Consider the following 12,466-nt stretch of genomic DNA (forward strand, 5'->3'; position numbering starts at 1 on the left):
GAGCCGGAGCAGGCAACGGCCGGGACCACCGCGGGGGCGGGCGACCGCACTCAGCGGTCGCCCCCGAGCTCCCGGCTGAGAGGACAGACTTCACATGGCAGACGACACCGGGCCCGTGGCGACTCGGACGACCGACGTCGTGCGCGACGCGCTCGTCGAGCACACCGCCCCCCAGCGGCTGGTCGCCCAGCGCACCCTCTTCGACGGCCCCTCCCCGCTGGTCCCCACGGACCTCTACGCGCAGGTCACGCTGGGCATCGCCGACCGCGAGCGCAGCACGCTGTCCCTGCAGCCGTACGCCCGGGTCACCACCAACACGTACTTCGGCCGCTTCCCCGCGAGCTACTGGCAGCGCTGGACCGCCGTCCAGGAGGTGGAGGTCTCCGCGACCGTCCACGGCGCGGGCCGGATGGCCGTCATGGCCAGCGACGTCGACGGCGAGCGCCGCACCGTGGCGTCGGCCGACATCCGCGAGTCCGGCAAGGTGTCGCTCACCGCGCGGATCGACCGGTTCCTGGACGGCGGCGCCCTGTGGGTGGAGTGGGAGACCGGCGCGAGCGAGCTGCGGGTCGACGAGATGGCGTGGACGGTCCCTCCGCCGGAGTCGATCCGTCCGGTCGCGATGGTCATCTGCACCTACAACCGGGCCGACGAGTGCATCGACACGCTCGAAGCCATCGCCGGGGACCCCGGCCTGCTCCAGTACGCCGACGCCGTCTACGTCGTCGACCAGGGCACGGACCGCGTCGACAGCCGGGAGGGCTTCGCCCGCGTGGCCGCCTCGCTGGGCGACCGCCTCGTGTACCTGACCCAGCCCAACCTCGGCGGGGCCGGCGGCTTCACCCGCGGGCTGTACGAGGTGACCGGCGTGGCCGGCGCCGAGCACGCCAACGTCATCTTCATGGACGACGACATCCTCTGCGAGCCCGAGACGATCGCCCGGGTCAACGCCTTCGCCAACCTCACGGTCGAGCCGACCATCGTGGGCGCGCAGATGCTCAACCTGCTGCACCCCGAGCAGCTGCACGTCGGCGCAGAGACCGCCGACCTGCCGAAGCTGGGCGCCGGCATCGCCTCGCCCCGCGCGCTGTCGTCGGAGGACGTCACTGAGGAGCACCAGGAGGAGCGGGTCGACGCCGGCTACAACGGCTGGTGGTCCTGCCTCATCCCGGCCGAGATCGTCGCGGCCGTCGGCTACCCGCTGCCGCTGTTCTTCCAGTGGGACGACATCGAGTACGGCTTCCGCACCCGGGCCGCGGGCTTCGCCACCGTCACGCTCGCCGGCGCCGGCGTCTGGCACGCGGACTTCGGGTGGAAGGACTGGGACGACTGGCACCGGTACTTCAACCTGCGCAACGCGATGGTGACCGCGGCGCTGCACAGTCCGTTCGAGGGCAAGCCGCTGTCTCGTCAGCTGCTGCTGCAGCTCGGCCGCTACCTGCTCTCCATGCAGTACGGGTTGGCACACACCCTGATCAAGGCCGTCGAGGACTTCTCCGCCGGGCCGGACATGCTGCACGACGGCGGCGTGAGCGCGGCGGCGGAGATCCGCAAGGAGCGCGCGGAGTACCCGGAGACGGTGCGCCACCCGGCCTCGGCCGTCCCCGGCATCCGCGCCGCGGACGCCAGCATCGAGGTGGCCGCGCCGCCGCCGAGCGCCGTCACCGCCGTGATCGGCAAGCGCGTCCTCGCGCAACTGCGTGGCCGGACCCTGAAGCACCCGGTGTCCATCCCCGCGGCCGAGGCGGTCTGGTACCACGTGTCGCGGTTCGAGACCGTCGTGGTCACCGACGCCTCGCAGGAGGGCGTGCGGGTTCGCCGGCGCGACCCGGAGCGGGCCAAGGCGCTGCTCGTCCGGGGTGTCCGGGCCTGCCGCGAGCTGGCCCGGCGGGCTCCCGAACTGCGGGAGCAGTACCGCGCCGCGATGCCCACCCTCACCAGCCGGGAGAACTGGGCCCGGCTGTTCGGCCAGGACTGACGGCCGGGACGGGGACGACTGCGCCGGACGGCCCCGGGCGGGGCCGTCCGGCGCGGCGGCACGGTCGGGGACGGTCCGGGGGCTAGGAAGCCGCCCCCGGGACGCCGGTCAGCCGCAGCGCGATCTGCTCGTCATCGGCGGTGAAGCCGAGGTACTCGAAGGTGATGCCGGTCCGCTCGACGAACTCCGTCCACGCCCGGTGCTCGTGGGCCTCCCAGTCGGGGAAGTTGAAGTACTCGTCGAAGACCAGCACCGTGCCCGGCCGCAGCCGCGACTCCAGGGCGTCGAGGACGATCTTGGTGGAGGAGTAGAGGTCCGCGTCGAGGTGGACGAAGGCGGCCGGCTCCGGGTGCTCGGCGAGGAAGCCCGGCAGCGTCTCGTCGAACCAGCCGACGACCAGCTCGGCGCCCGGGACCTCCGGCAGCTCCGTCATGGCGAAGGTGCCGGCCACGAAGGCGGTACGCCAGTCCTCGGGCAGTCCCTGGAAGGAGTCGAAGCCGAACACCGAGCCCGGCGGGGCCGCGCCGACGATCTGCTGCAGCGTGGTGCCGCTGTACACGCCGAACTCGAGGAACAGGCCTTCGACGTCCGCCGCCTTGAGGCCCGCCGCGAGCGTGTCGGCCTTGTCGAAGTACGGGGTGGCGCGCTCCATCTCCCGCTGCAGGAAGGCGGCCGAGGTCCGCGCCGCCTCCCCGTCGGTGACGGTGAGCAGGTCGCGCCGCTGCCGCCGCTCCCACGCACGCATCGACGACTCGAGGCGCCGCTCGACCAGGCCGAGCTCCTCCCGCAGGGCCACGACCTCGGCCGTGAGCCGCTCCTGCGCCCGGTCCTGCGCCTCCGCCCGCGACCGGAGCTCGGACACCACGTAGTCCTCGAGGACCCGGCCGACCTTGCCGCGCAGCTCTTCGCGCAACCGCCTCATCACACGATCGAGTGTGGCAGCCGGAGAGGGGTCCGACGGATCGTGTCGAGCCAGGAGGAAGCCGTGGGTCGGTTGTGACGGAACGGGTCTCCCGAGGCCTCGCGGTCAGCGCGCCGCGGCGTGGTCGAGCTCCTCCACGGCCGTGCTCCGCTGCTCCAGCGCGGCGCCCTCGACGTCGACACGGGGGAGCCAGCCCAGCCAGCGGGGCAGCCACCAGGCCCGCTCCCCCAGCAGTGCGAGCGCCGCCGGGACCAGGACCATCCGGACGACGAAGGCGTCGAACACGATGCCGGTGGCCAGGGCGAACGCGATCATCTTGATCGTCGACTCGCCCGCGGGCACGAAGCCGGCGAACACCGCGAACATGATCAGCGCGGCGGCGACGACGACCGGCGCGGCCTGACGGAAGCCGGTGCGGATCGCCGCGAGGGACTCCGCGCCGCGGGTGTACGCCTCGTGCATCCGGGAGACCAGGAAGATCTGGTAGTCCATGGCCAACCCGAACAGGATCCCGATCACCAGGATCGGGGCCAGGCTGATCAGCGGGCCGGTGTCCTCGAGGTTGACCAGGTCACCCAGCCAGCCCCACTGGAAGACCGCCACGGTGGCGCCGAGCGAGGCGCCCACCGTGAGCAGGAACCCGAGGACGCCGACGACCGGCACGAGCAGCGAGCGGAAGACCAGCACGAGCAGCACCAGGGCGAGCCCGACGACGAGGACCAGGTACACCGGCAGCGCCTCGTCCAGGGCCTGCGCGACGTCGACGCTGACCGCGGTCTGGCCCGTCACCGAGGCCTCGATGCCGTCGAGGTCGGCGAACTCCGCGCGCAGATCGGCGACGAGCTGCTCCGTGGCCGGGTCGGAGGGACCGGACTCCGGGATGACGTTGAGCGTGGCGACCGTGCCGTCGTCGTTCACGTCGCCCGGGACCGCGCGGGCGACGTCCCCGACGTCGGCGACCGTGCCGGCGGCCTGCTGGGCGGCGGCCGCCGCGCCGTCCCCCTCGAACAGGACGACGAGCGGGCCGTTGAAGCCCGCTCCGAAGCCCTCGGCGAGCAGCTCCTGGGCGGCGGCCTCGGTGCTGCCCTCCGGCGGGTCCTGCACGAGCGTCGTCTGCAGGGAGGCGAACGGGATGGCGACGACACCGAGCGCGACCACGGTCAGCAGCACCGAGAGCACGCGGCGCCGGGTCACGGCGGTGACCCAGCGGACCAGCCACCCACCGGAGCCCGCGGCCGGGCCGCCGGCGGCCGCGGCGGACCCGGCGGCGCCGGGGCGCTTGCCCCGGGGCAGCGCGCGCACGCCGAGGAAGCCGAGCACCGCCGGCACCAGGGTGAGCGCGACGAGGACGGCCACCACGATGGTCGCCGCCGCGGCGATGCCCATCTGCGTGAGGAACGGGATGCCGACGACGGACAGGCCGGCCAGCGCGATGACGACGGTGAGACCGGCGGTGACCACCGCCGAGCCCGCGGTGCCGACGGCCGTGCTGACGGCCGTGCCCACGTCGGCGCCACGGCGGAGCTCCTGCCGGTACCGCGTGATGATGAACAGGGCGTAGTCGATGCCCACCGCGAGGCCGAGCATCGCGGCCAGGATCGGCGTCGTCGAGGAGAGCTCGGTGAAGCCGGTGGCGATCGTGACGCCCATGACGCCCACGCCCACCCCGATGACGGCGGTGAGCAGGTTCATCCCGGCCACGAGCAGCGAGCCGAAGGTGACGGCCAGGACGACCAGGGCGACCACCACGCCGATCACCTCGGCGGGGCCGCCCACGTGCGGCGGCGCCTGGACCGCCTCTCCGCCGACCTCGACGGTGAGGTCGGCGCCGTCGGCGTCCTCGACCGCGGTCCGCAGGGCGTCCTGCTGCTCCGCGGGCACCTCACCGCTCTGGGCGTCGAACACGACGGTGCTGTAGGCGATCGTCGGCTGGGCCGAGTTCACCCCGGGGTTGGCGGGGTCGAACGGGTTCGTGGCGGCGGTGACCCCGGGGAGCTCCCCGAGTTCCGTCACGACGGCCTGCACGGCGGCGGGGTCGAGCACCCCGCCGTCCGGGGAGGCGAAGACCACCCGGGCGGTGGCGCCGCCGGCCGCGGAGCCGAACTCCTCGTCGATCCGCTCGAGGGCGATCGTCGACTCCTGCCCGGGGATGGAGAAGCTGCTGGCGGTCTCGCCGGACAGGGTGACGGCGCCGACGCCGCCCCCGATCAGGACGACGAGCCAGACGAGCACCACCGGCAGCCGGCGCCGGTAGGACAGGGCGCCGAGTCGGGACAACAGGACTGCCATGCGGATCAGGCCTCCACCTGGGAGTGGTCGGGAAGGGAGGCGACGGGCCGGTCGTGACCGAGCGCGTCGAGACAGGTGCCCACGATGAGGCCGCGCCACGCGGTGGCCCGGTCCTCGGCGTGGGCGGCGAGGGTGAGGACGGCGAGGGCGGCCAGGGCGCCGATGACCCGCACCAGCCGCTCCACGTCCGGGGAGTCGGGACTGACCCCGAACGCGTGCAGGGCCGCCTCGAACTGCGCCGCCGGCGGGTCCCCGGGGTCACCACCGGTCTGGGACGCCGGGGCGAGCATCAGGGCGACGATCCCGGGGTGGGCCAGGGCGACGTCGACGAGCGCCTCGACGGCCCGCCGGTCCCGCTCCTCCCCCTCGGGGAGCGCGCCGACCTCGCGCAGCACGCGGGAGCCGATCTCCTCGGCGTGGGCGAGGACGGCGGCGTACAGCGCGTCCTTGCTCGGGAAGTGGTGCAGCAGACCGGCCTTGGACAGGCCGACCGCGTCGGCCACGTCCTGCACCGACGTCTTCGCGAACCCGCGTCGGGCGAACAGCGCGGCGGCGCGGTCGAGGATGCCCTCGTCCACCTGCTGCCGGAACGGTCGCGCCATGACGTCGACGCTACGACCGGACCGACCGTTCTGGTCGGTAAACCGCCCGAAGCGGTCGGGTGTCGTTGCTCACGACCGTGGTGGAGAGCCCTCCCGGGCCGGCCCTACCGGAGGAGGCTGCGCGCGACGACCATCCGCTGGATCTGGTTGGTGCCCTCGTAGATCTGGGTGATCTTGGCGTCGCGCATCATGCGCTCGACCGGGAAGTCCTGCGTGTAGCCCGCCCCACCGAACAGTTGGACCGCGTCGGTGGTCACCTTCATGGCGACGTCGGAGGCGAAGGACTTGGCGGCGGCGCACAGCCGGCCGAGGTCGGGGTCCACCTTGGCGCCGTCGTGCGCGGCCTCGCCGCGTGCCGCGGCCACGTAGACCAGGTGCCGGGCGGCCTCGATCTGGATGGACATGTCGGCGAGCATGAACTGGACGCCCTGGTTGTCCAAGACCGCGCGGCCGAACTGCTTGCGCTCGCGGGTGTACTCGACGGCGGCGTCCAGCGCGCCCTGCGCGACGCCGACGGCCTGCGCACCGATGGTCGGCCGGGTGAAGTCCAGCGTGCGCAGCGCGGTCTTGAAGCCGGTCCCCTCGGCCCCGATGATCCGGTCGGCCGGGATCGTGCAGTCGGTGAAGTAGAGCTCGCAGGTGGGCGAGCCCTTGATGCCCATCTTCTTCTCCTTGGGGCCCACCTCGAAGCCCGGGTCGTCGCGGTGCACGACGAAGGCGGAGATGCCGTTGGCCCGCTTCTCCGGGTCGGTGACGGCCATGACCGTGTACCACTCGGAGACGCCGGAGTTGGTGATCCAGGCCTTGGTGCCGTTGAGCACCCAGGTGTCGCCGTCGCGGCGGGCGCGCGTCTTCATCGCCGCGGCGTCGGAGCCGGCCTCGCGCTCGGACAGGCCGTAGCTGATCATCGCCTGCCCGGAGGCCAGCGTCGGCAGCACCTTCTGCTTCAGCTCCTCGGAGGCCGACAGCAGGATCGGCATCGACCCCAGCTTGTTCACCGCCGGGATGAGCGAGGCGGACACGTCGACCCGCGCCACCTCCTCGATGACGATGCAGGTCGCGATGGCGTCGGCGCCCTCACCGCCGTAGGCCTCGGGGATGTGGGTGGCGTGGAACCCGGCCGCCGTCAGCGCCTTCTGGGCCTCGATCGGGTAGCGCGACTCCGCGTCCACCTCGGCCGCGAAGGGCTTGATCTCGCGCTCGGCGATGTCGCGGACCGCAGCCCGGATCGCGTCGTGCTCGTCGGTCAGCTGGTACAGCCCGGTGCCACTCACGCCCCGATGCTAGGACGTCCACGCACCAGGGGCGTCCCTCAGCCGGGGGTGACGTCGGTCGCGAGTCGCTCCTGCAGCGCGGCGTCGCGGGCGAGGACCGACTCGGCGAGGTCGGCCTGGAAGCGCTCCACGGCGGCCCGCAGCACCGGGTCGGCGGCGGCCAGGATCCGGACGGCGAGCAGGCCGGCGTTGCGCCCACCACCGATCGACACCGTCGCCACCGGCACCCCGGCCGGCATCTGCACGATCGACAGCAGGCTGTCCAGGCCGTCGAGCCGGTCCAGCGGGCGCGGCACCCCGATGACCGGCAGCGGCGTCGCGGCGGCGACCATGCCCGGCAGGTGGGCCGCTCCCCCCGCGCCGGCGATCACCACGCGCAGGCCACGTCCCGCGGCGGACTCGGCGTAGTCGAGCATCCGGCGCGGCGTGCGGTGCGCGGACACCACGTGCACCTCGGACGGGACGCCGAACTCGGCCAGCGCCTCGGCGGCCGGCTGCATCATCGGCCAGTCCGAGTCGCTGCCCATGACGATGCCGACGACGGGGTCTGCCACGGTGCTCCTCAGTGCTCCTCGGGGAACGCGAACGCCGGGTCGACGACGCCGTCGGCCAGGTAGCGCGCGGCGGCGACGGCGCGGGCACGGACCTCGGCGAGGTCGTCGCCCAGCGCGGTGACGTGGCCCAGCTTGCGACCGCGGCGCTGCCCCTTGCCGTACCAGTGCAGCTTCACGTCGGGCCAGTGCGCCATGAGGTGGTGGACCCGCTCGTCCAGGGCGGGACCGGACCACCCGTCCTCCGCGGCGTCCCCGCCCAGGACGTTGGCCATCACGACCACGGGCGCGGTCATCGCCGTGGATCCCAGGGGGTAGTCGAGGACGGCGCGCAGGTGCTGCTCGAACTGGCTGGTCCGCGCGCCCTCGATGGTCCAGTGCCCGGAGTTGTGCGGGCGCATGGCGAGCTCGTTGACGACCACGCCGCCCGGGGTCTGGAACAGCTCGACCGCCAGGAGGCCGACCACGTCCAACCGCTGCGCGATGCGGATGGCCAGCTCCTGCGCGGCGGTGGCGGTGGCCTCGTCCAGATCGGGCGCCGGCGCGAGCACCTCGGTGTTGATGCCGTCCCGCTGCACCGTCTCCACCACCGGCCAGACGGCGACCTGGCCGAACGGGGACCGGGCCACCTGGACGGCGAGCTCGCGGACCATGTCCACCCGCTCCTCGGCCAGCAGCCGGCCGTGCTCCGCCAGCAGCGCGAGGGCCGCGTCCAGGTCGTCGACCACGAACACCCCGCGGCCGTCGTAACCGCCCCGCGGGGGCTTGAGCACGATCGGCCAGCCGGTCGCACCGGCGAAGTCGGCGATCCCCGTGTCGGTGGTGACCTCGGCCCAGGCCGGCTGGGGCTCACCGGCGGCGGCGAGGGCGTGCCGCAGGACCAGCTTGTCCTGCGCGTGCACCAGCGCCGCGGGTCCGGGGGCGACCCGCACCCCGGCGGCCTCCAGCGCCTGCAGGTGCTCGGTCGGCACGTGCTCGTGGTCGAAGGTGAGCACCGTGGCGCCCTCCGCGGCCGCCCGGAGCGCGTCGAGGTCGCGGTGGTCGCCCACCCGGACGTCGGCGCTCACCAGCGCGGCGGACTCGTCGGGGCCGGTGACGAGCACCCGCAGCGACTGGCCGAGTGCGATCGCGGCCTGGTGGGTCATGCGGGCCAGCTGCCCTCCGCCCACCATCGCGACGACGGGCAGGCCGGTGCGGGGGTCCAGGGTGCCGGCCATCGCATCGGACTCTACTGGCGGCACCTGCCACCTCCCCGCCACACCCGATACTCGGACCTCGAGCTCCCCGGCGGCACCACCGCGGTGGGATATCGTCGCGCTGACGTCGAGTCACAGCTCCGTCGCCTTCCGTCACTGCCACGAACGGCCGCCGAGAACGCGCCGGCGACCCACCCTGGGGGGAACAGTGCGCTCACACCGCAAACGCCGGGCGGCCGTCGCCGTCGGCGTCATCGCCGTCGCCGCGGCGGTGGCCGCGGGCATCGTCGTCTCGTCGTCCCTCGGCGGGGACGACGACGACACCTCGGCGCAGGCGGGACCCACCGCCACGCCGACCACGGCCAGTCCGTCGCTGAACGAGGACGGCAGCATCGCGCTGCCCACCAGCGACCCGACCGACGTCGCCACCGACGAGCCGCTCACCGCCGCGCCGGACACCGACGCGGCGATCCTCGTGACCTACGCCGGCTGGGACGAGACGGAGGGCGTCGTCGAGATCAGCGGCTACGTGGACCGCGTCTCCGAGGACGACGGCACCTGCACCGCCACCTTCACCGGCGGGGCCGCCGACCCGGTCGAGGTCACCGGCCCCGGCACGGCCAACGGTGCGTCGACGTCCTGCGGCCGCCTCACCGTGCCCGGCGGCGAGCTGGCGTCCGGCACCTGGACCGCGGTCCTCACCTACGAGTCGGACGACTCCGCCGGCAGCTCCGACCCGGTCGAGGTGGAGGTCCCGTGATGCGCGCCGTCGTCCGACTGCTCACGATCCTGGGCATCGTCGCCACCGCCGTCGTGACCCCGACCGTCGGCTCGACGCCGGCAGGCACGGCCGAGGCGGCAGACCTGCGGCTGTTCGAGGCCGGCAACATCATCTCCGACGCCGTGTTCTTCGACGGCTGGGCGATGGACGCCAACGCCATCCAGGCCTTCCTCGCCACCAAGGGCGCCGGGTGCCGCGCCGGTCAGATGCCGTGCCTGAAGGACTTCGGGCAGGCGACCGCCAACCAGAGCGCCGATGCGATGTGCGACGGCTACACCGGTGCGGCGTGGGAGAGCGCGGCGACGATCATCGCCAAGGTCGCCCGGTCCTGCGGGATCAACCCCCGCGTGCTCCTGGTGCTGCTGCAGAAGGAGCAGAGCCTGGTCACCCGGACCGAGCCGACCTCCTACGCCTACGAGAAGGCGACGGGCTTCGCCTGCCCGGACACCGCGCCGTGCAACCCGGCGTTCGTCGGGTTCGTCAGCCAGGTCTACTTCGCCGCGCGGCAGTTCGAGCGCTACCGGGTCGAGGCCCACCGGTACAACTACAAGGCCGGGCGGATGAACACGATCCAGTGGCATCCCGACCGGGACCGCTGTGGCACGTCCGAGGTCTTCATCGCCAACCAGGCCACCGCGGGTCTGTACAACTACACGCCCTACCGGCCCAACCAGGCCGCGCTGGACGCGGGCACCAGGACCGGCGACAGCTGCTCCTCGTACGGCAACCGGAACTTCTACAACTACTTCACCGACTGGTTCGGGACGACCGGTGCCATCACCGTGCCCGGCGGCATCGGCGCGGTGTGGGAGGCGGAAGGCGGCGGCCCCGGATACCTCGGGTACCCGGTCGGTCACCAGTTCTGCGGCCTGGTGCGCAGCGGCTGCGGCCAGCACTTCCAGGGCGGGTCGATCTACTGGTCCCCGGCCACGCAGCCCCTCCCGGTGTCCGGCGCGATGCGCGCCGTCTGGGCGGCCCAGGGCTGGGAGACCGGCTTCGGCTACCCCACCACCCGGATGGACTGTTCACTGCCCGGCGGCGGCTGCGGCCAGCACTTCGAGGGCGGGCTCGTCCTCTGGACCGAGGCGACCGCGGCCCATGCGCTCAACCGGGCGGTCAAGGGCGCCTGGGACGCGGCCGGCGGGCTGGGCGGCCCGGGCTACCCGACCGGTGACCTCGTCTGCGGCATGGCCGAGGGCGGGTGCCGCCAGCAGTTCCAGAACGCCACGATCTACACCTCCCCCGCCGGTGCGGGCGCCATCAGCGGCGGCATCGGTGGCTTCTGGCAGGCGCAGGGCGCCGAACGCAGCTGGCTCGGCTACCCGACCGGGGCCCAGATCTGCTCCGCCGAGGGCTGCCACCAGCCCTTCCAGCGCGGCACCATCGGCTGGACGCCGGCCAACGGCGTCCAGGTGACCGACGGGGCCATCGGCGGCCTGTGGGCACGGCTCGGGTACGGCGCCAGCGCCGTCGGCAACCCGATCGGCGCGATGACGTGCGGTCTCGCCGACGGCGGCTGCCGCCAGCTGTTCCAGAAGGGCGCGATCTACTGGTCCGCCGGCACGGGCGCGGCCTCCGTCTCCGGGGCGATCGGCACGTGGTGGACCGGCCAGGGCGCCGACACCGCGGCGGTGGGCTACCCGACCGGCGAGATGGTCTGCGTCGCCGGCGGGTGCCGTCAGGACTTCCGCACGGCGACGGCGACGCACACCGCCGCAGCCGGGGTCCGGCTGACCAACGGCGCCATCGGCGGCTACTGGTACGGCCAGGGCGCGGGCACCAGCAGCCTGGGCTACCCGGCCGCCGACATGACGTGCGCGATGCCGGCCGGCGGTTGCCGCCAGGACTTCCAGCACGGCGCCGTCTACTGGTCCCCGCCCAGCGGCACCCACGGTGTCACCGGCGCGATCGCGCAGCACCTGGTCGACCAGGGCGGCCCGGCGGGCGCGCTCGGCTACCCCGTCGGGGAGGTCGCCTGCGGCCTGGCCTCGTCCGGTTGTCGGCAGCCGTTCCAGGGCGGCACGGCCTACTGGTCGCCCGGCACCGGGGCCTGGGGCGTCTTCGGCGGGATCGCCGGCCACTGGGCGGGTCTGGGTGCCGAGCGCAGCAGCCTCGGCTACCCGACGTCGGCGATGGCCTGCGTCGCCGGCGGTTGTCACCAGTCGTTCCAGGGCGGCTGGCTGGGCTGGTCGCCCGCCGCCGGGGTCCGGGTCACCAGCGGCGCGATCGCCGGTCTGTGGCAGCTGCAGGGCGGCGGCTCGGGCGGTCTCGGCGAGCCGGTCGACGACATGTTCTGCGGGTTGACCGGAGGCGGCTGCCGGCAGTCGTTCCAGGGCGGCACCATCTACTGGTCCGCGGCCGGCGGTGCGCACACCGTCGCCGGCGGGATCGGCGGGCACTGGCACGCACTGGGCGCCGAGCGCAGCGCGCTGGGCTACCCCACGGGCGAGATCGTGTGCACCGCGAACGGGTGCAGCCAGTCGTTCCAGAACGGGCAGCTGGGCTGGTCGGACTCCGCGGGCGTCCGGAGCGTCACCGGCGGCATCAACATCTACTGGGCCGGCCAGGGCGGGGTGGGCGGTGCGCTCGGCGCGCCGCTGACCGAGGCGAGCTGCTCCACCGGCTGCAGCCAGACGTTCCGCAACGGTGTGGTCGCGTGGTCGCCGACGACGGGGACCTTCGCGGTCACCGGTCCGATCCGGACGGCCTGGTCGGCCGCCGGGGGCGGCTCCGGGTCCCTCGGCTACCCGCTCGCGGACGCCTACCCGGTGCCGGGCGGGACGGCGCAGGACTTCCAGCGCGGCCGCCTGACGCTCGACACGGCGTCGGGGACGGTCACCCGGTCCTGATCCGGTGATCCGGGGCCGCTCCGC

At 73.8% G+C, this 12,466-nt stretch carries 9 protein-coding genes; 3 read left to right on the forward strand and 6 right to left on the reverse strand.

What is annotated here, in order from left to right:
• Nucleotides 1-94 precede the first annotated feature (94 nt).
• Nucleotides 95-1,978 (forward strand): glycosyltransferase, encoded by a 1,884-nt coding sequence (locus DQ240_RS02780; RefSeq protein ID WP_113838125.1) that lies wholly within the window; start codon nucleotides 95-97, stop codon nucleotides 1,976-1,978.
• 82 nt (nucleotides 1,979-2,060) lie between these two features.
• On the opposite strand, the gene DQ240_RS02785 is transcribed toward DQ240_RS02780, so the two are convergent.
• The 6 genes from DQ240_RS02785 to DQ240_RS02810 all read right to left on the reverse strand — a co-directional run bounded on the left by DQ240_RS02785 (nucleotide 2,061) and on the right by DQ240_RS02810 (nucleotide 8,833).
• Entirely contained in the window at nucleotides 2,061-2,900 is an 840-nt protein-coding gene (locus DQ240_RS02785) for a class I SAM-dependent methyltransferase (protein ID WP_113838126.1), read from the reverse strand.
• A 105-nt stretch (nucleotides 2,901-3,005) separates the two neighbouring features.
• Nucleotides 3,006-5,189, reverse strand: a complete 2,184-nt coding sequence (locus tag DQ240_RS02790; protein WP_113838127.1) for an MMPL family transporter — start codon at nucleotides 5,187-5,189, stop codon at nucleotides 3,006-3,008.
• A 5-nt stretch (nucleotides 5,190-5,194) separates the two neighbouring features.
• Complete coding sequence (locus tag DQ240_RS02795; RefSeq protein ID WP_113838128.1) at nucleotides 5,195-5,791, reverse strand: TetR/AcrR family transcriptional regulator; 597 nt, start codon at nucleotides 5,789-5,791, stop codon at nucleotides 5,195-5,197.
• Nucleotides 5,792-5,895: 104 nt separating this feature from the next.
• Nucleotides 5,896-7,065: an acyl-CoA dehydrogenase family protein gene (locus DQ240_RS02800; protein ID WP_113838129.1), complete on the reverse strand. Its 1,170-nt coding sequence runs from the start codon at nucleotides 7,063-7,065 to the stop codon at nucleotides 5,896-5,898.
• A gap of 38 nt (nucleotides 7,066-7,103) precedes the next feature.
• Complete coding sequence (gene purE, locus DQ240_RS02805; protein WP_113838296.1) at nucleotides 7,104-7,592, reverse strand: 5-(carboxyamino)imidazole ribonucleotide mutase; 489 nt, start codon at nucleotides 7,590-7,592, stop codon at nucleotides 7,104-7,106.
• 35 nt (nucleotides 7,593-7,627) lie between these two features.
• The gene (locus tag DQ240_RS02810; RefSeq protein ID WP_233498448.1) at nucleotides 7,628-8,833 is read right to left on the reverse strand and encodes a 5-(carboxyamino)imidazole ribonucleotide synthase; all 1,206 of its coding nucleotides are present in this window, start codon (nucleotides 8,831-8,833) and stop codon (nucleotides 7,628-7,630) included.
• A 187-nt stretch (nucleotides 8,834-9,020) separates the two neighbouring features.
• On the opposite strand from DQ240_RS02810, the gene DQ240_RS02815 reads away from it, so the two are divergent.
• Both DQ240_RS02815 and DQ240_RS02820 read left to right on the forward strand, forming a co-directional pair.
• Complete coding sequence (locus DQ240_RS02815) at nucleotides 9,021-9,572, forward strand: hypothetical protein (protein ID WP_113838130.1); 552 nt, start codon at nucleotides 9,021-9,023, stop codon at nucleotides 9,570-9,572.
• Entirely contained in the window at nucleotides 9,572-12,442 is a 2,871-nt protein-coding gene (locus tag DQ240_RS02820) for a hypothetical protein (protein ID WP_147261926.1), read from the forward strand. The genes DQ240_RS02815 and DQ240_RS02820 overlap by 1 nt, the downstream gene beginning before the upstream one ends.
• The last annotated feature ends 24 nt before the right edge of the window (nucleotides 12,443-12,466 follow it).

It is taken from the genome of Blastococcus sp. TF02A-26 (assembly GCF_003319125.1).
Taxonomy (GTDB): Bacteria; Actinomycetota; Actinomycetes; order Mycobacteriales; family Geodermatophilaceae; genus Trujillonella.

What these genes read in the sequence shown, in the direction of transcription:
- DQ240_RS02780 (WP_113838125.1), top strand. Translation starts at nt 95, where the DNA reads ATGGCAGACGACACCGGGCCCGTGGCGACTCGGACGACCGACGTCGTG.
- DQ240_RS02785 (WP_113838126.1), bottom strand. Translation starts at nt 2,900, where the DNA reads ATGAGGCGGTTGCGCGAAGAGCTGCGCGGCAAGGTCGGCCGGGTCCTC.
- DQ240_RS02790 (WP_113838127.1), bottom strand. Translation starts at nt 5,189, where the DNA reads ATGGCAGTCCTGTTGTCCCGACTCGGCGCCCTGTCCTACCGGCGCCGG.
- DQ240_RS02795 (WP_113838128.1), bottom strand. Translation starts at nt 5,791, where the DNA reads ATGGCGCGACCGTTCCGGCAGCAGGTGGACGAGGGCATCCTCGACCGC.
- purE (WP_113838296.1), bottom strand. Translation starts at nt 7,592, where the DNA reads ATGGGCAGCGACTCGGACTGGCCGATGATGCAGCCGGCCGCCGAGGCG.
- DQ240_RS02810 (WP_233498448.1), bottom strand. Translation starts at nt 8,833, where the DNA reads ATGGCCGGCACCCTGGACCCCCGCACCGGCCTGCCCGTCGTCGCGATG.
- DQ240_RS02820 (WP_147261926.1), top strand. Translation starts at nt 9,572, where the DNA reads ATGCGCGCCGTCGTCCGACTGCTCACGATCCTGGGCATCGTCGCCACC.